This is a genomic window from Psychrobacter sp. DAB_AL32B (assembly GCF_002224105.1).
Classification (GTDB): domain Bacteria; phylum Pseudomonadota; class Gammaproteobacteria; order Pseudomonadales; family Moraxellaceae; genus Psychrobacter.
In genome coordinates this window covers 1-18268 of the sequence record NZ_NEXU01000071.1, presented here as the reverse complement: position 1 = coordinate 18268, position 18268 = coordinate 1, and the positions used below count along the sequence as shown (strand labels likewise).

15 protein-coding genes are annotated in these 18268 nt (G+C 43.4%); 5 read left to right on the top strand and 10 right to left on the bottom strand.

Features of this window, described 5'->3' with window-relative positions:
* Nucleotides 1-23: 23 nt before the first annotated feature.
* Both CAN34_RS08275 and ppk2 read left to right on the top strand, forming a co-directional pair.
* Nucleotides 24-1622, top strand: coding sequence for an acetyl-CoA C-acetyltransferase (locus CAN34_RS08275; RefSeq protein ID WP_089555243.1), 1599 nt, complete (start codon nucleotides 24-26; stop codon nucleotides 1620-1622).
* A 263-nt stretch (nucleotides 1623-1885) separates the two neighbouring features.
* Nucleotides 1886-2899 (top strand): polyphosphate kinase 2, encoded by a 1014-nt coding sequence (gene ppk2, locus CAN34_RS08270; RefSeq protein WP_254423134.1) that lies wholly within the window; start codon nucleotides 1886-1888, stop codon nucleotides 2897-2899.
* A 153-nt stretch (nucleotides 2900-3052) separates the two neighbouring features.
* Here the strand turns inward: ppk2 and CAN34_RS08265 are convergent, their stop codons facing one another.
* The 10 genes from CAN34_RS08265 to rsmG form a co-directional block, all read right to left on the bottom strand.
* Nucleotides 3053-3400 carry a PilZ domain-containing protein gene (locus CAN34_RS08265; RefSeq protein ID WP_089555242.1) on the bottom strand — a complete coding sequence of 116 codons (348 nt, stop codon included), beginning with the start codon at nucleotides 3398-3400 and terminating at the stop codon, nucleotides 3053-3055.
* A gap of 127 nt (nucleotides 3401-3527) precedes the next feature.
* On the bottom strand, nucleotides 3528-4682 hold the full coding sequence (locus tag CAN34_RS08260) for a DNA polymerase III subunit delta' (RefSeq protein ID WP_254423136.1): 1155 nt from the start codon (nucleotides 4680-4682) through the stop codon (nucleotides 3528-3530).
* A 94-nt stretch (nucleotides 4683-4776) separates the two neighbouring features.
* Nucleotides 4777-5583: a 3-deoxy-manno-octulosonate cytidylyltransferase gene (gene kdsB / locus CAN34_RS08255; RefSeq protein ID WP_089555241.1), complete on the bottom strand. Its 807-nt coding sequence runs from the start codon at nucleotides 5581-5583 to the stop codon at nucleotides 4777-4779.
* Nucleotides 5584-5626: 43 nt separating this feature from the next.
* Nucleotides 5627-6766 carry a tetraacyldisaccharide 4'-kinase gene (gene lpxK, locus CAN34_RS08250; protein WP_089555240.1) on the bottom strand — a complete coding sequence of 380 codons (1140 nt, stop codon included), beginning with the start codon at nucleotides 6764-6766 and terminating at the stop codon, nucleotides 5627-5629.
* An 83-nt stretch (nucleotides 6767-6849) separates the two neighbouring features.
* Nucleotides 6850-8619, bottom strand: a complete 1770-nt coding sequence (gene msbA, locus CAN34_RS08245) for a lipid A export permease/ATP-binding protein MsbA (RefSeq protein WP_089555239.1) — start codon at nucleotides 8617-8619, stop codon at nucleotides 6850-6852.
* Nucleotides 8620-8768: 149 nt separating this feature from the next.
* Nucleotides 8769-9200 carry a biopolymer transporter ExbD gene (locus CAN34_RS08240; RefSeq protein ID WP_089555238.1) on the bottom strand — a complete coding sequence of 144 codons (432 nt, stop codon included), beginning with the start codon at nucleotides 9198-9200 and terminating at the stop codon, nucleotides 8769-8771.
* A 68-nt stretch (nucleotides 9201-9268) separates the two neighbouring features.
* Nucleotides 9269-10000 carry a MotA/TolQ/ExbB proton channel family protein gene (locus tag CAN34_RS08235; RefSeq protein ID WP_089555237.1) on the bottom strand — a complete coding sequence of 244 codons (732 nt, stop codon included), beginning with the start codon at nucleotides 9998-10000 and terminating at the stop codon, nucleotides 9269-9271.
* Nucleotides 10001-10079: 79 nt separating this feature from the next.
* On the bottom strand, nucleotides 10080-11216 hold the full coding sequence (locus CAN34_RS08230) for a ParB/RepB/Spo0J family partition protein (protein ID WP_089555236.1): 1137 nt from the start codon (nucleotides 11214-11216) through the stop codon (nucleotides 10080-10082).
* 168 nt (nucleotides 11217-11384) lie between these two features.
* Nucleotides 11385-12164, bottom strand: coding sequence for a ParA family protein (locus tag CAN34_RS08225; protein WP_089555235.1), 780 nt, complete (start codon nucleotides 12162-12164; stop codon nucleotides 11385-11387).
* 219 nt (nucleotides 12165-12383) lie between these two features.
* The gene (gene rsmG, locus CAN34_RS08220; RefSeq protein WP_089555234.1) at nucleotides 12384-13103 is read right to left on the bottom strand and encodes a 16S rRNA (guanine(527)-N(7))-methyltransferase RsmG; all 720 of its coding nucleotides are present in this window, start codon (nucleotides 13101-13103) and stop codon (nucleotides 12384-12386) included.
* 362 nt (nucleotides 13104-13465) lie between these two features.
* Here rsmG and CAN34_RS08215 point away from each other — a divergent pair, with 362 nt between their 5' ends.
* From CAN34_RS08215 to CAN34_RS08205, 3 genes are all read left to right on the top strand, one after another.
* A complete protein-coding gene (locus CAN34_RS08215) occupies nucleotides 13466-16273 on the top strand; it encodes an ATP-binding protein (RefSeq protein WP_089555233.1) in 2808 nt (935 codons plus the stop codon).
* Nucleotides 16274-16391: 118 nt separating this feature from the next.
* Nucleotides 16392-17513, top strand: coding sequence for a YafY family protein (locus CAN34_RS08210; RefSeq protein WP_079692042.1), 1122 nt, complete (start codon nucleotides 16392-16394; stop codon nucleotides 17511-17513).
* A gap of 96 nt (nucleotides 17514-17609) precedes the next feature.
* Nucleotides 17610-18268, top strand: a 659-nt coding sequence (locus CAN34_RS08205; protein ID WP_121509229.1) for a TerD family protein, incomplete at its 3' end; no start/stop codon positions are given.

The following is an 18268-nucleotide window of genomic DNA, read 5'->3' as shown; positions in this document are numbered from 1 at the left end:
CCATACTTTTTAAGGATAATATTATGAGTAATACAAACAATCACCCAAATAGCCCTGTTGTTGAAACTACTGTCGTTAAAGCTACCGATGCTAAAAGCACAGATACTGCTGTTGATAAAGCCGCGACTGATACGAAAAAAGCTGACACTAAAGCTACAGACTCAAAAGCGTCAAGCCCTAAAAAAGAAACGCCAGCGAAAGATAGCAAAAGTACTGCTGCTAAAGAAAGCAACGATAAAGCTAATAACGACAAAGACAGCACTGATAAAAAGGTCGAAGCGACAACTGCCAAGAAAACAACCACGGCTGCTAAAAAAGCCAGTACCACCAAGCTTAGCTCAGGTCAGCATCGTGTGGCTATCTTAGGTGGTAACCGTATCCCATTTGCACGCTCAAACGGTAGCTACGCTGATGTTAGCAATACTGATATGCTAACGGCTGCATTGGATGGTCTGATTGAACGTTATAATCTACAAGATGAAAAAATTGGTGAAGTGGTTGCTGGTGCAGTCATGAAATTAAGCCGCGACATCAACTTAACTCGTGAAGCGGCCCTAAACACGGCGCTTAACCCACATACCCCAACTTATGATATCTCACAAGCTTGTGGTACTGGCTTGCAAGCAACATTTGCCTCCGCCAATAAAATCGCCCTTGGTATCATCGATTCAGCCATTACTGGCGGTGTTGATACAACCTCTGATGCTCCTATCGCGGTCGGTGATGGCTTACGTAAAGTGTTGATTAAATTGGGCGCCGCTAAAGACAACAAACAACGTCTAAAAGCATTAATGGGTCTAAATCCAAAAGATTTAATCGATTCACCACAGAATGGCGAGCCACGTACTGGTCTATCAATGGGCGATCATCAAGCGATCACCACGCTTGAATGGAACATCAGCCGTGAAGCGCAAGATGAGCTTGCCTTTAATAGCCATCAAAACCTAGCACGTGCTTATGACGAAGGTTTCTTTGATGATTTAATCACCCCATATAAAGGTTTGACTCGCGATAACAACTTGCGTCCAGACACCACTTTGGAAAAACTGGCCAAGCTAAAGCCTGTCTTTGGTAAAAAGAATGCCAAACCAACCATGACTGCTGCTAACTCTACCCCGCTGACTGATGGCGCGTCTTGTATCCTATTGGGTACTGACGAGTGGGCTGCAGCACATGGCCTAAAACCATTGGCTTATATCGTCCATCAAGAAACAGCCGCTGTTGACTTCATCGGTAAATCTGGTGATACAGAAGGTCTACTGATGGCGCCTGCTTATGCCGTACCGCGTATGCTTGAGCGTGCTGGTCTAACTTTACAAGACTTCGATTTTTATGAAATTCATGAAGCGTTTGCCTCACAAGTATTATCAACACTGGCAGCATGGGAAGATGAGAAGTTCTGTGAAGAGCGTCTAGGACTTGATGCGCCACTAGGCTCGATTGATCGTAGCAAACTAAACGTGAATGGTTCTTCACTTGCTGCAGGACATCCATTTGCTGCTACTGGCGGTCGTATCCTAGCAACTGCTGCCAAATTACTAGATCAAAAAGGTTCAGGTCGTGCGCTTATCTCTATCTGCGCAGCGGGCGGTCAAGGTGTTACTTGTATTCTAGAGAAGTAAGACTCGCTGTTACTTAGCTAAGCTATTGTTTAGCTAAATAGTATCTCGTTATAAAAGCACCCTTTAATCCATTGATTAGAGGGTGCTTTTTTGTCTTAATGAAAATATTTTTAAAATAATAACGTTAATAACATAAGATATAAAAACACAATAATGAAATAGTTAGACGGTGAAAAATAGCCAATACATAGCTTCATGATTAGATATGCTAAAGTAAAGGTCATACCTATAATAACCATAAAAATATTTATCAGGAGCTTACTATGAACAATCCCTTCTCAGCAAGTGACCCCAAATCCTTAACAGCGCAAGGATCTAGTGAAATGACCTTACCTGAGCAAGTGACGTTTATCGAGCGGATGGATAAAGATCTCTTAAACGACGAACTACGACGCAAGATGCATCAAGACTTAATTGACAGTTATGATGAAGAACTTGAAAACGAGATAGATGATTATGTGCGCGACTTTCGTTTTGATGGTCGCGAGATGAGTGAGCAAGAGCGCCTAGATCGACGCACTTATTTTCAAGAGCTGGTACGCTTGCAACGTGAGCTTATCAAACTGCAAGATTGGGTGGTTGATCGCGGTGAGCGCATTGTTGTGATATTTGAAGGACGTGATTCTGCGGGTAAAGGTGGCGCGATCAAACGTATTACCCAGCGATTGAATCCCCGTGTTTGCCGCGTCGCAGCTCTACCCGCACCCACTGAACGTGAGCAATCACAATGGTATTTTCAGCGTTATGTGGCGCACTTACCTGCTGCTGGTGAGATTGTTTTATTTGATCGCAGCTGGTATAACCGTGTGGGCGTCGAGCGTGTCATGGGGTTTTGTACGGATGCGCAGTACGAAGAATTTTTCCAATCGGTACCGGAGTTTGAGCGTATGCTGGTACGCTCGGGGATTCGCTTGGTAAAATATTGGTTTTCAATTACTGATGATGAGCAGCATTCTCGCTTTATGAGCCGGATTCATGATCCATTGAAGCAGTGGAAGCTGTCGGCGATGGACTTACAATCACGGCGGCGCTGGGAAGATTATACCAAGGCAAAAGAGACCATGTTTGAGCGTACTCACATTCCTGAAGCGCCTTGGTGGGTGGTCGAGGGCAATAATAAGAAACGCGCAAGGCTCAACTGTATTGCGCATTTACTCGAGCAGATTCCTTATAAAGAAGTGCCGCGCGATGAAGTAGAACTGCCTGAACGAAAGCGCGACGATGAGTATTACCGCGAGCCTATCCCCGATGATATGTATGTGCCGCCGCGTTATTAGCACTCACATTTTCCCATTGTCTAAAACTATACTGCTAATAAAAAACAGCCTTATAAAAGTATAAGGCTGTTTTTATGACATCATTTTTAATGGAGCCGTCTCTTTAATATCCATCTTAATCACAGCACCTAGGATTACTGATAGGCATCAATACTACATAGTATAAGTAGATTGTAAGCTGTCAATCTTACCCGCCAATAAACGTTCGACTTCGTTTTTGATTCTTAGTCCAGACATATCAGTGCCAATTTGTACCGCAAAACCCGCTGGTCGACCACTTTGGGCTTTGGAATTAACCCAAACCACCTTGCCATTCATGGGTAAACGCTCGCTAGAATTGGGCAAAGTCACGGCAATAAACACCTCATCGCCCAGTTTTTGCGCTCGGTCAGAGGGTACAAACAATGCGCCGTTAGTAACAAAGGATAGATAGCTTGCATATAACATATCCATATTTTCAATATGACAGGTTAAAATCCCACCACGTCCTGGCATTGCCATAGTTAGCTTCCTTTATCAATGAAGTTTTCTGTATTTTTCAATACATTGTTAATGGTATTTAAGCGCAAACCATAAATCTTAAATATGAATTTGATGCCACTAATCGTATTTTTTGGTTTGCTATCTATTATAAATTAGCCAATTCTTGCATCAGCTTATCATAGGCAAATTTTTCTTGCACATTTTGTTGTAGTGCTATTTTCGTCTCTAGTAAGCTATGTGCAAAAGCCTCTAGCCCAGTATCGATAGGTTTATAATCACTTAAATTCGTTAAAAAATTAATGTCTTTTTGCAGCGCATCAAACCCTAAACAAACACGGCGGATATCAAGCAACATTAGCTCAGACAACTGAATAAACTCTGAAATACCGAGCTGGGTTTGCCAATAATCGCTTGCTGCTACGCTACTACGCTTGCCGCTACGCAATGCCTGCCATGTTGTCAGCCAGAGCGCACGCTTGCTATACCACGGCGCATGAGCAAGTGCTATCGCCGCTAAAGGCGCACCATTCGCTAATTGTATAAGCTGCTCAATCGCATCCGTACCAATCGCTTCACGATTGATAGTACTACCCAACGCCTGAGTAACATAATCTGATGAAATAACAGGGTCAATCGTCTGCAATGCCAGCTGCTGCACACGACTTTTGATCGTCGGTAGCAACTGCGCAGGGGCATCACTAATCAACAATAAATGGACTTGTGCTTGTGGCTCTTCCAAGGTTTTAAGTAGCGCATTAGCAGCAGCAATCGTCATTTTTTCAGCATGATCGAGTACACAAATACGCATACCCTGCCCACCTTGATAAATAAAAGGCTGTAAGGCACGAATATCATCCACCTTTATCTTTAGTGCTGCATTGCTCGCTGCTTTGGCAGACTTTTTGTCTTTGCCAGTACTATTGGACGCTTCTTCACTATGAGCATTATCGGCACTGACAGGCATACTGACAATTGGCAATACTTGTAAACTTGGATGGGTACCCGACCTAAGCCACTGACAGCTCTCACAATCTCCACAAGCGCCGAGTGGATTGACATCACGCTTGCGGCATAATAACCATGCTACCAAACGCCATACAAAAGCGCGCTTACCCATTCCTTGCATACCAGCAGCCAAGAGCGCATGTGGTAAGGATTGCTGTGGCATTGATACTCGCTTCGTCAGCTGTGACCATAGCTCTTTTTGCCACGGTAGTAATGGTGCAAAATAAATACTATCTGTTCTAGGTATCGTTGGCGTCATAGGCGTCATTGGCATTGTACTTGTCGTTTCTGTCATGTCACTCATAGCTATCGCTCAACACCTCTGAATACCGGATAATAATTTAGCACTTAACCAAAAACCATATTATTTTTACTTAGGCTATTTAATATCAACCGTTTTGAAAAGCTGACAAACTCATGGCATTTAAGCGGTCTAAATCTTCTTGCGTATCAACACCTGCTGGAAGCGGACACGCTGCTGTTGCGATAGCAATATGCCCGCCATTTTCTAACACACGTAGCTGCTCTAAGCTTTCTAGTATTTCGAGGGGCGTTTGTGGCCAGTGGACAAACTGCTGTAATAGACTAACGCGATAAGCATATAGCCCTAAGTGACGAAAGGCATTTTTTGGTGGTTGTTTATTATTCTCATTTGCTAATACGACATCACGCTCACAGGGAATCGCTGCTCGACTAAAATAAAGCGCCCGCTGCTGCTGGTTAGAAGTCTGGCTGACGACTTTGACGACCGATGGACGTATAAAAGTATCATAGTCTTCGATCGGTTCACACAAAGTCGCCATCACGCTATCAGTATCTTGCACCAATAATGCTTTGACTTGCTCTAACAATAACGGCGGCACCAGTGGCTCATCGCCTTGCATATTGACCACAATATCATGCGCAGACCAGCCTTTAATGCTAGCAACTTCAGCCAAACGGTCGGTGCCTGAAGCATGCTCGCTACTGGTCATCACGACATCAAAGCCTGCATCTATACAAATTTTGGCAATTGTCTCATCGTCAGTAGCAATACACATATCATCAGCAAAATTAGCCAATTGCGCTTTTTCAGCTACCCAAAGTATCATCGGCTTGCCATGAATACTTAATAATGGCTTATCAGGCAATCGCGTGCTTTTGAGACGCGCAGGAATGACAATATGAGTTTTGACTGGCGTAACTGCTGGCGACATGGTCTATTCCTAAAAAATTATCCAAAGTTTTCAATTATAAGCTTTAGACGTTTGCTCTCTCAAATTTTTCATTATTCATAGCGATCTTCACAGTTCGTAATTGCTGCTGTAATTGTTCATAGCAACTATCGGATAATACTGCTGTCACTGGTAATACCCATAATCTGCTGACCAGCTCTTTATATTCATCACTAAGCGTTTGATTAATAGTAGCTTGCACTAGTAACGCTCTTATTTTAACCGCATCTTTACTCGTCACAATGATAGGATGCTCGGTATACTGCAACAACTCAGTTAGACTAAAATCATAATGGTCAGGATAAGGATGCTGGATGACCTCAAAATCAAGCGAGTCTAAGGTATCAAAAAAACGCTGGGGATAACCAATACCACTCACCGCATGTACTAGATTTCCTCTCTCAGGCACCCCAATATTTACTATAGCTAAACCATCGACTTGATCATTACATGACCATAAGAGCTCTAAATTATCCGGCTGTAGATGCATCGTTAAACGCTCAGTCAGAGAGGCATTACTATCAGATTCATCATTATGAATTGAGGAGGCGTCTGTCTTTTGATGATAGACGACTTGCGCCCCTTGTAACCGCGACATGGACTCGCGTAAAAATCCTGTTGGTAGCAGCTGCTTATTGCCAAATCCGCGTGCCGCATCTACCACAATCCATTCAATATCACGTTGCAGCGCATAATGCTGTAAGCCATCGTCGGCAATAATTAATTGCAAGTCAGGATATGACTCCAACAAAGTAGTAACCGCTTGCTGACGACTCGGACATACCGCCATTGCAGCCCCTGTCATATTGACAATCAAGCATGGCTCATCGCCCACCACACTGGGTAAACTATCCGATCTGACCAAGGCTGGCATCTGACTACTATCGCCACCATAACCACGACTGATGATGCCTACTTTTATGCCTTGCTGCTGCAAATGACGCACTAAAGTAATGATCAATGGCGTCTTGCCACTACCGCCAACTGTAATATTACCGATAACCATTACCGGAATAGGCGCGCGGTAACTTGCAAACAGTCCTATTTTATAAGCTTGACGGCGTAACAGTATAAGCAGAGTATATAGCCAACTAATAGGCAACAAAAACCAAAGCCAAATGGCTTGACGTTGCCATGCACGCGTCATTGTCGTTTCAATACTCATTATAATTTGCGACTTATCCTATTCATCTAGTACTATTTATTTTATTCGGCAAAACACTATCAATTAAAATTGGCTAATAACCGCTATTCAAAATCGCGAGCATACATTTGCGCATAATGACCGTGTAATTGCATCAGCTCAGCATGCGTACCTAGCTCGACGATCCGCCCGCCATCTAGCACAGCGATACGATCAGCAGACTCAATCGTGGTTAAACGGTGAGCGATGACCAGCGTCGTGCGATCTTTCATAATATTATCAAGCGCTTTTTGAATATAATATTCCGATTCATTATCCAAAGCACTAGTGGCTTCATCTAATATCAAAATCGGCGCGTCTTTCAATAATGCTCGTGCAATAGATATGCGCTGACGCTGACCGCCTGACAATTGTAAACCTTCAGCGCCCACTTCACTCTGATAGCCATTCGGCATTTTCATAATAAAATCATGAGCAAACGCTTCCTTCGCTGCTTTCTCAACCTCACCCTGAGTCTTATTGGCTAAGCTGCCATAAGCAATATTATTAAAAACCGTGGTATTAAAGAGCACCACTTGCTGATTGACCATAGAAATCTGGGCGCGCAAACTCTCAAGCTTAATGTCTTCAATCGGCATGCCATCAAGTGTAATCTGCCCTGAAGAAGTCGATAAGGTGCGCGTTAGCAAATTTACTAAGGATGACTTACCAGCGCCACTACGTCCAACTAGTGCCACTGTCTCGCCTGCGCGCACATCTAAAGTAAAGTCACGCAGCGCCACAGTTGAATCTGGATAAACCAAACCAACATGCTCCAGTTGAATACTGCCCGTTAATGAAGGTTCCAGTATACCAGTGTCGTTTTCTTCAGGCTCATCTAGCAATTCAAATATAGATTCACCGGCTGCAAGACCTCTCTGTAGTTTCTGATTAACATCGGTCAGTGAGCGTACCGGCTTACTTAACAGCCCTGCTGCAGCGATATAGGAGATGAACTCACCTGCCGAGATATTTTCGATGACCGATGGACGTAGTGCCAGCCACACTACGACCGCCATCGCCGTTGCCATCAGTAACTGTACCGCTGGAGTATTAATACTATTGGTGACAACTATTTTCATACCTTGGCGCAGATTCTTCTTTGATACATCATCAAAGCGCTGCGACTCGTAGGCTTGGCCACCATAGTTCTTAACCACTTGATAGCCACCAACGACCTCGTTGGTTATATGACTAACCGCACCCATGGTTTCTTGAACACCTTTGGAGAGTTTCATATAACGCTTGGAAGCAAAATTAACCAACCATAAGATTGGCGGTAGTACCAAAAACAAAATCAAGGTTAAACGCCAATTGGTATAGAGCAAAAACCCTAACAGAGCTATCACGGTCAAGCCATCACGCACTAGCGTCTTCATTGAATCAGTACTAGCTGCTGTCACCTGTTCTACGTCAAAAATAAGCTTAGATGAAATTGTGCCAGAAGAATTGGCTAAGTAAAACGAGCTCGGCAAACGTAGTAATTTATTAAATACCTCTACCCTTATTTTATAGACAAGATTGCGCGATACCAAAGCGGAGTAATAATTACCCAAAAAGCTACCCAATCCACGCACAAAGAACAACATAATTATCAATGCAGGAAACCAAGCTTGTTTGCTTCGATCATTTTGATTGATGGCATCGGTGATATATTGTAATAACTTAGCAATCCAAATCTCTGTTGCCGCATTAATAGCAAACCCTACTATAACTAATATCAGCGCCCACCAATACGGCTTAAGATAACTCAATAGACGCAACAATGTCTTAAGCTTAGGTATTGGCGTTGCCTGTAAAGTATCGGAGGTTTTGGTTATGTCAGGTTGGCTCATAAAAGCCTCAATTTAGGTATAATAACTAGAATGAATCGCACTAATCAAACAGTGCTAACGATAGATATAGAGCGTCATAAAACAATTGGAGCGCTTAATAGTACTATTTAATAACACTATTTAATTCCATTATAAAAAACCATCCACAATTATTGTGGTAGCGGTTGACCAAGCGGGACAACGGTACTGATGTTTATATTTAAAAAGCCTAATTTACCAGCGACGTCCATGACTCGTATCACTGATTGATGAGTGGCATTAGCATCTGCGGCAATGACAAATAGCATATCACGATTACTACCTGTCTCTTGCTGTAGCATGCTGGTCAATTCTGCTTCGTTACTACTGGCAAGAGTGATACCATTGACCAGATAACTACCGTCTTCTTGCACAGCCACCTCAATACTATTTTTATCTTCTGTCAGCGCGACACCCTCAGCTTCAGGAAGAATAATATTTAAACGGCTAAAATGGTTAAACGAAGTTGCAAGCAGTAAAAATACGATCAAAAATAATAAGCAATCAATCATTGGGGTTAGATTAATTTCAAGCGGCTCAACAGTTGGTTTTCTAAAGCGCATATTACTCTCTTCAATGTACTTAGTACTAATGGGCTCAGTGTAGGATTATCATAGCTGCTGTACTACCATTAGTACAAAGTAGCGGTCGCTATTTTATCTAAACCCAAGCCATCAATTGAACGCTCGGCTTCTGCCTGATCATCTGCCACTATATGTTGCGCAGGTACATTAGGCTTATGAGCATGCTCTAATAATTGATAATCATATAGCTCTTGAATCATGAGCCCTGCTTGGGTCTCAAACTGAGCATTGATATCAATAATACGGCGCTGGAAGTAACGATAGGCCACCAGTGCTGGAATAGCGACAATCATACCGGCAGCGGTAGTGATCAGCGCCTGTGACACGCCAGCAGCAAGCATCGTCGGGTCTTGCATCGCACCATCAGTAATGGCTAAAAACGATGAGATAATACCTAATACTGTGCCCAATAAGCCAAGCAATGGCGCAATCGCGCCTATGGTGCCGAGCATATTGATGTTCTTTTCTAATTGATGAACTTGTACACTGGCACGGTTTTGCATATGCATCGTCATCGACTCTAAGCCATACTGGCGATAGAGCAAACCCGTCGCTAGAATATCGCCAAGAGGGCTTTTTTCTTTGACATTCATTAACTGCGTACGGCCGATATCACCATTTTCACGTAGGCGAGTTATTAACTGTTCGCGCAATCTATTAGGTGCAATTTTATTAAACTGTAAAGTATGGCTACGCTCGATAATAATCACTAACGCCAAAATTGAGCACAACACGATAGGCGTCATCAGCCAACCACCCGCCTTTACCAACTCCCACATACGAACTCTCTTTTATATTTTTATAAAAATGGTTGTCATCAAGATAATTTGAACAGTTATTTCAAACGCATTCAATAGCTTAAGCCTGTGCTTCGATGTGCTTAATTAAGGCGGCTAACTGATCTTGACTATGGAAGAATATCTCGACGCTACCCTGCCCATCCTTTTTATGCTTAAGCTTAACTTCCGCCCCTAGCATGTCTGTTAGCCTCTGGGTTAAACGTTCAGTATCGCGAGATTGGGCTTGTTCAGTGCGGTTGGCTTTGGGCGCTGGTTGCAAGATGGATTTAACAAGCTTTTCAGCTTCACGTACAGTCATGCCACCATCGATTATTTTTTGGGCGATAATAGGCTGCTGCTCAGAGGATAAAGCTAAGAGCGTACGCGCATGACCCATATCTAGGGCGCTATTCGCTAAATGGTCTTTCACCGTGTCGTGCAGTTGATTCAGACGCAGTAGATTCGATACCGTCGTACGTGCCTTGCCGACTACTTCAGCAATCATGGCATGACTCATACCAAATTCAGTATGGAAACGCTGTAATGCTGCAGCTTGCTCAATCACTGATAAGTCTTCGCGCTGAATGTTTTCAATCAAGGCGAGCGCAATCGCCAGCTCATCTGATAAGGCGCGCTCAATCGCTGGAATAACTGATTTGCCTGCCATTTTTGCGGCACGCCAGCGACGTTCACCTGCGATGATTTCATGAGTCACAAACGCTTCACTTTTGTCCTCATTCGCCAGCAATGGGCGGATAACGATAGGCTGCATGACGCCGTGTTGTTCAATAGAAGATGCCAACTCTGCAAGCGCAGTCTCACTCATGTCACGGCGGGGTTGATACTTACCCGCTTGCAATCGTGTCACATCAATTTGCACCAAACTGATCTGATCTTCAGATGCACTATTTTCTGTGCCATTCACTCGATTGATAGTAGCATTGCTTTTAGTCATCGTGCGCGGCGAACGCGCTTTACGATTAGCAGTATCTTTTGACTCCGAAGTAATTGACTCGGAAGCAAGCGACTTTACACTGGCTTTTGCCCGAACCGTTTTGGCAGACATTGTTGTATCTAATGTTTCAGCTGGCAAAGTCGCATCACGCGCAGCCATATCATCTTGCAAGGCAGAGGCGGTAATTTGCTTCTCTTTTTTGATTGACCCCAATAAGGCATCCAAACCTCGATTGGCAGCCAACCCTCTTTTCTTCGCCATGATTACCTATCCTCTAACGCTAAAATAAAAGCCAAATGATTGTTAATGCGGCTTACTAATAAATAATATATTAAGTACTTTTCAGTACTTAATTGTTTGGCTGATCGTTTGCTGTTATGGCTAATACACTGTGTTAATAAATAGCCATTTTCTCTTCTATCAATATAACTAGCTGCTTTGTTTCATGACTTCAGCGGCTAACTTTTGATAGGCGCGCGAACCTTTTGACCATCTCTCATACGCAATAACAGGCAGACCATGCGCAGGTGCTTCTGCTAAACGGATGTTTCTTGGAATATGCGTCTTATACATAATATCGCCAAAGTGCGCTTCAAGTTCGGCAGACACATCGCGAGCCAAGGTATTACGGGCATCAAACAATGTTCTCACCACGCCGCGAATATATAGCTTAGAATTCAACTCAGTTAAGCGCTCTATCGTCTGTGATAAGTCAGCCAAACCCTCTAAGGCATAATACTCACACTGCATCGGAATAATAACGCTATCAGTCGCAACCAAAGCATTAATCGTCAGTAAATTCAAGCTGGGCGCACAGTCTATAATCACATAATCATAAGCAGGCTTTTGAGCCGCTATTTGATCATTGACCAAATCCGCCATCGCTGTTTTAAATAGCTCATGACTGTTGGTTTTACTCATCAAAGTAATATCCATGCCAGCCAAATCACGATTGGCACCGATAACGTCAAACCCTGCTGGACTGCTAACAATAGCATCAGATAGCGATACGCCATCAAGCAATACATCTGCTATGGTCAGCTCTAGCTCGTTTTTATCCACACCAGTGCCACTGGTCGCATTGCCCTGTGGGTCTAAGTCAATCAGCAGTACATGCTTGCGCTTGGCAGCCAAGCTGGCGGTCAAATTTACCGCCGTTGTAGTTTTACCCACGCCGCCTTTTTGATTCGCAATTGCTATGATTTCCATACACTCACTCAATTTAATTAAGATCTATTACTGGTTTTTATTTAAGCTGTTTTTTTTATAACTTATTTTATGCCGAATCTCGTTAAAGCTTATTTGACTCAAATGCCCTAATACTAAATTAGTAATAACAATATTTAAGCTTTATTGTCTAAATAATATAGTAAATGATATTTCATAATAAAACATTTGTTGTGTCATGATTGTTTGTGTGCTCATAGCTTAGACATTTTTATAAGACAATTCAATTAAATGACGACTATCATGTAAACGTGGCACATTAAGTTTAATGGTCTTAATCTCCCAGTTATCGCCCAGTGCTTGTAGCTCCTCATCGCTCGGAGCCTTACCTTTCATCGCACATAAGTAACCACCATCGGCTAGTCTTGGCTGTGCCGCATCAACAAAATCTATCAAACTGGCAAATGCTCTAGACGTGACCACATCATAGCTGGCTTCATGCGCTTCAATACGCGAGGCGATAGGCTGCATGTTACTCAAACCAAGCTCGCTGCTGATTTGCTTAATAAAACGAATCTTTTTCTGATTACTATCAAGGGCAGTACATGAGCGCTCAGGTTGGCAAATCGCAATAATAACCGCCGGTAAGCCTGCGCCCGTGCCGATATCAAGCAGCGACCCTGATGGTAAATGCGTTATAATAGCCAAGCAGTCGATAACATGTTTGATCAGCGCCTCTACTGGGTCAGTAATGGCGGTCAGATTATACGCTTTATTCCATAATAAAAGCTGGTCTAAATACAATAATAACGTGCGCTGCTGCGTCTCACTCAATGTTAGACCCAGCTCATCGATCGCTTGTGCCAAGATATGTGCTAATGTCGGTAATTGCGCGCCAAGCTTTACAAAGCCTGTCGGATCAATATGGATATTACCCGTGCTAGCAGATGATGATGAAGATATTTTAGTAGAGTCTGACATACAAGGAATTATCCAGTTTTGATACGTGAACCGTCTATTTTATCATGCAGGCTGCCCATTGAATAGTTGCAGATTGCGCCGATGTACGCCATCTTATACTATCTACGCCTACATTGAGTCGTTATTCTTCCTTGATAGTCTTAAAATTATCATATCGAAGTTAAGGTAAGCGCACTCTTATTAGCTAAAACATGCATCTCTGTATGATACAAAATTGCGCCTAATGACTTCTCTAAAACGTGGCTATATCTTGTAAGATGTCCTATCCATTATAAAAAATTGACCATCAACAACCAAATGTAAAAATCAAGCATTAAAAATAAATAACCATTCAACCTTATTAAACGACTGACCATACGCTTATGACCGAACAGCCAAACACCCTTATGAATCAAGACCAAAAAGACGCCAGCCATATGATAACGCCTGCCAGTACCTTAAATCATAAGCAGACACATAATAAGCAAACAGATAGCGAACCAGCAGCGCCTATCACGCCTCATCCTATATTCACAGAAGTCAATCAGCGTTGTCTTATCGCTGCCGAACAGCTTAAACGCTATAGTGAGCCCAGCCTGCTACCCACAGATACACGCACCGCACCAGATTTAGATATCGGTTTTGGGCAGCAGCGAGCGCTTAAGGCACTGTACACTGCACTCGACATCCACGCTAGTGGCTATCATGTGTTTGCTGCTGGTGAAAATGGCTTGGGTAAACGCACAGTGATTAGTCGCTTGCTAAGTCGCATCGCCGCTGATGCACCGACGCCTGATGATTGGGTGTATGTGCATAATTTTACCGATCCACGGACGCCACTGGCTTTGCACTTACCTGCCGGTCAGGCAGCGCTATTGCAACAACAGGTCAACAACTTGTGGCAGCAAGCTAAAAAGCGCCTGAGCCAACGCTTTCGCAGTGATCAATATCAAAGCAAAATCGAAGCCATCAAAAATGATACCCATCAAAAAGAAAGCCATGCTTACGATGCGCTAAATGCTGAGGGCAAACAGTACGACTTAGCGTTGACGTTCCGCTCATTTGATAATAAAGCGGTGTTTGTACACCCTAGTCAACTGCCGGCAGAAGAGAACCCTCCTTTTGCTACTAATACAAAAATGGCGAGCGGCAATAAAAGCCCAACAGCGACAGATAAAACCAAAAATACAAAACACCATGCTGATATTCATACCGACGACGATGATAATGATAATAACGTCGACAGCAATAATAAGTATGATAGTGAATACGGCGGCCGCGAATATGAAACTGAACTGAATAATTTTGCTCAAAAGAATCATATGCAAAAGCGGCTGAGCCAGCTGACGATTGCGTTAGAACAATTAGAAGATGAAGCCAATGATGCTATTGAAGCCTTACATCGCAATATTGCGCGGCGGGCGCTACAGCCTTTGTTTGCACCTGTGTATGAGCTATTTACAACTCATCCGCTGGTCATCGAGTATTTAAAAGCAGTATTTGGCGACATGGTTACGCATGTCGAGCGTATCGTCAATGGCGATGATGAGGAATTTGTGACGGCGCTGCTGGCCACGACACCCAGCCGCTATGCAGTCAATGTCATTAGCAGTCATGAGCCTGATAGCGGTGCACCCGTTATCTTTGAAGATTTGCCGACTCACTTAAACTTACTGGGTCATGTGGAGCAAATTACCCAGTTAGGTACGGTTACCACTGACGTCAGTATGATTCGAGCGGGTGCCTTACACCGCGCCAATGGTGGTTATCTGCTCTTAGAAGCCAGTCATTTGCTTGAGCACCCTTATGCTTGGCAAGGTCTCAAGCGTGCCTTACAGTCACGTAAAATAAAACTCTCAAGCCTTGAACAAATGCTAACCCTAACAGGCAGCTTGTCATTATCACCTGCGCCTATTGACCTTGATATTAAGGTAATTTTGCTAGGTGAAGCAGATTTATATTACCAATTACTTGAGCTTGAGCCTGAGTTTGATGCGGTATTCAAAGTGCGCGCTGACTTTCACGATGATGTGGTTCGCACCCATGAGCACGAATTGGCGCTGGTAGGAAAGATGGCTGATATTATCGATTATGCCAAGCTTTATCCTTTTGATAGGAGCGCGCAAGCTGCCCTGCTTGAATACCTGAGCTTACAAGCGGAAGACCAAGACCGCTTGAGTCTACACAGTGACTTACTCATTAAACTCTTGCATGAATCCAACCGTCAGGCGCGTTTAAGTGGTCAAAATATCGTGAGTGCGAATCACGTCACGCAAGCCATCGAAGATATGGACGAGCGCTCAGGATACTTGCGCGACCTATATTGGGATGAGCTAAAAAACGGTCAACAGCTTATTCAAACTCAAGGAAGTGCTGTCGGACAAGTCAACGCCCTCACTGTAGTAAGTTATGCAGATAGTGAATTCGGCATGCCAGCACGTCTGACTGCGGTCATTCAGCCAAATATCGGTACTGGTGAAATCCTCGATATCGAGCGCGATGTTGATTTGGGTGGTAGCTTACACGCCAAGGGTATGCTGATTATGACCAGCTATTTACGGGCACTATTTAGTCAGCACCATGCGCTAAATTTTAGCGCTTCACTCGCTTTTGAGCAAAGCTACGCTCATATTGATGGCGATAGTGCGACGGTCAGTGAAGGCTGTGCGCTCTTATCAGCCTTAGCAAACGTACCGATCAATCAATCCTTTGCGATTACGGGTTCTATGAACCAGCTGGGTGAGGTGCAAGCAGTCGGTGGAATTAACGCCAAAATTGCAGGCTTCTTTGATGCTTGCCGCGAGCAAGAACTGACCGGACAGCAAGGTGTGGTCATCCCGATGGCAAACGTCAAACAGCTCATGCTGCGTGACGACATCATTGCAGCCGTCAAAGCTGGCAGCTTCCATATATATGGCGTGCATACGCTCAATGAAGCGTTAACCTTGATGACTGGCTTGCCTATCGATACCATGAATAAAAAAGGTCGCTATCGTAAGGAAACGCTGTTTGGTAAAGTCTTAAGCCGTTTGATGCTGTGGGATGAAAACCAAGATACTAATGACGACATTGATGATAAAAAATCAAAAAAGAAGGCTAATAAAAAGCGTAAAGCAAAACGTCAAAAAAAAGAAGATAAAAGGAAAGCAGTTAAGAAAGACAAAGACGTAACGACCGACGAACATCCCTAGACGTTACGATGCTTTTCTGCGATGATTATCTGTTAGTGATTCGCTATTAATAATTTGCTACTAGCCAATTAGCAATTAGCTCAAAATCTGACTCATGACTTTATAAGGTTATCTCTGAATGACTGTAGCTCATACTGACGCCGATCGTCTCCAAGCTCAACACTCTGTTGATGAGCAAGCAAATGCGCTTGTGGTTTCGGACAATAAAGCCTCTGAAGATACAGCCGATAATCGTCACGGAGCAGCGACAACTGCGCGGCAGTGGCAAGTCTTATCACAGCTACAGCGTAATCGCTGGGTGGGTACTACTCATGTCTATGAGCAGCTTATATTGGCAGGTTTTGATATCAGTTTACGCACCGTACAACGTGATTTAAATGCACTCGCCAAACGCTTTCCTATTGAAAAAAATAACGCTAATCCACAAGGCTGGCGCTGGTGCGATGATGCCCCACTACAAAGCTTACCGCATATGAATTTATCGCAAGCGGTTGCTTTTAATATGGTTGAAGCCAATCTGACCCAACTATTACCACCCGTTATCCTAGATGAATTATTTCCTTGGTTTGACTTAGCACGTCGACAACTCAAAAATAGTAAAGTAACTCACTCATGGATTGATAGAGTGCGTATTGAGCCTGCTACTCAGCCTTTGATTGCGCCGCATATTGATTTAGATAGTAAAGACAATATTTATCACGCCTTATTTTATCAACTACAAATCAAAGCCTGCTATACCCGTAGCAATAAATCACAAGCCAGCGAATATACCTTAAACCCTATCGCTATCATCCAGCGTGGGGTAATTATCTATCTGCTAGCGACGCGCACAGATGACCCAGAATTAATTATTCGCACCTTTGCCTTACATCGATTTGCCAGTGTTGAGATACTCGAAAGTGCAGCGCAAACGCCAGATAATTTTCAACTGGATCACTATTTGGATGCCGGTGGTATGGGTTTTAGCCACCCTTTATTCAGTCAGCTGCCCAATCATGGTAAGCAGGCTACTATCGAGCTGAAATTTACCAAACAAGCGGGCAAAAGCTTAACGGAAAGTAAACTCAGTGAAGATCAAACTGTCACGATAAATAGTGATAAAACCCTGACCATAAAGGCAACGGTTAATTTAACCTCGCAACTGGTTTGGTGGTTACGTGGCTTCGGTAATGGTTTATTAGATGCCAAACCCGCACTACTTTATCAAGCGGTATTAGACAATCCTTTAAATGATGAATAGTGGCTAATGCTTGTTAACTAAGCCAATGACGCTACAATTTAGCAGTATTAAAAATATGATGATCAATTAAAAAATTAAGAACTAAAAAGGAATATTATGTCGACCACTACCCCATCACCATTACTTTCAGACAGTTTAAGAGGACTGGGTTTGGATGCGGGAACTTTGTTTTTTGCGCTCAATTATGAATTTACCAAAATTGAGCAAAAGGGCGTGTTTAAAAACCTAAAAAAGCGTTTTATAAAAGATAAGAGCGCCATTGATATCGATATAGCCTGCGTATTGTATGATGATAACTGTACTATCAGCGACATCGTATGGTTTAAGCAACTGCGTGATAAAGCCGAATCGGTTTGCCATCAAGGCGACAGTCTTAATGGTAAAGATCGCGGCGATCAAGCAATGTATCTTGCACCACTTGATCAAGAACAAATCAGGCTTTACTTGGATGAAATCCCAGCCCATATCACGCATATTGCCTTAATTGCTAACTCATACCACGGGCAGTCTTTTACCCGAGTCAAAAAAGGTGAGATTCACTTAAGTGATGATGAAGGCAACCGCTCGTTTGAGGTCAACTTAAAACAGCTACCGCGTGATTGCATTACCCTTTGGGTGGCACATTTGCGCCGAGAAGTAGACGACTGGCATCTGACGCTACAAAATCTACCGCTTCCTGCGACAGACTTGCCAACAGCAGCGCAACAAGTGGCGCACGAATTGGCACGCGCTTTACCTATTCCACAAGGAATATA

Excerpts from the sequence above, each read along its gene's own strand:
- CAN34_RS08275 (WP_089555243.1), top strand. The coding sequence starts at position 24 with ATGAGTAATACAAACAATCACCCAAATAGCCCTGTTGTTGAAACTACT.
- ppk2 (WP_254423134.1), top strand. The coding sequence starts at position 1,886 with ATGAACAATCCCTTCTCAGCAAGTGACCCCAAATCCTTAACAGCGCAA.
- CAN34_RS08265 (WP_089555242.1), bottom strand. The coding sequence starts at position 3,400 with ATGGCAATGCCAGGACGTGGTGGGATTTTAACCTGTCATATTGAAAAT.
- CAN34_RS08260 (WP_254423136.1), bottom strand. The coding sequence starts at position 4,682 with ATGACAGAAACGACAAGTACAATGCCAATGACGCCTATGACGCCAACG.
- kdsB (WP_089555241.1), bottom strand. The coding sequence starts at position 5,583 with ATGTCGCCAGCAGTTACGCCAGTCAAAACTCATATTGTCATTCCTGCG.
- lpxK (WP_089555240.1), bottom strand. The coding sequence starts at position 6,766 with ATGAGTATTGAAACGACAATGACGCGTGCATGGCAACGTCAAGCCATT.
- msbA (WP_089555239.1), bottom strand. The coding sequence starts at position 8,619 with ATGAGCCAACCTGACATAACCAAAACCTCCGATACTTTACAGGCAACG.
- CAN34_RS08240 (WP_089555238.1), bottom strand. The coding sequence starts at position 9,200 with ATGCGCTTTAGAAAACCAACTGTTGAGCCGCTTGAAATTAATCTAACC.
- CAN34_RS08235 (WP_089555237.1), bottom strand. The coding sequence starts at position 10,000 with ATGTGGGAGTTGGTAAAGGCGGGTGGTTGGCTGATGACGCCTATCGTG.
- CAN34_RS08230 (WP_089555236.1), bottom strand. The coding sequence starts at position 11,216 with ATGGCGAAGAAAAGAGGGTTGGCTGCCAATCGAGGTTTGGATGCCTTA.
- CAN34_RS08225 (WP_089555235.1), bottom strand. The coding sequence starts at position 12,164 with ATGGAAATCATAGCAATTGCGAATCAAAAAGGCGGCGTGGGTAAAACT.
- rsmG (WP_089555234.1), bottom strand. The coding sequence starts at position 13,103 with ATGTCAGACTCTACTAAAATATCTTCATCATCATCTGCTAGCACGGGT.
- CAN34_RS08215 (WP_089555233.1), top strand. The coding sequence starts at position 13,466 with ATGACCGAACAGCCAAACACCCTTATGAATCAAGACCAAAAAGACGCC.
- CAN34_RS08210 (WP_079692042.1), top strand. The coding sequence starts at position 16,392 with ATGACTGTAGCTCATACTGACGCCGATCGTCTCCAAGCTCAACACTCT.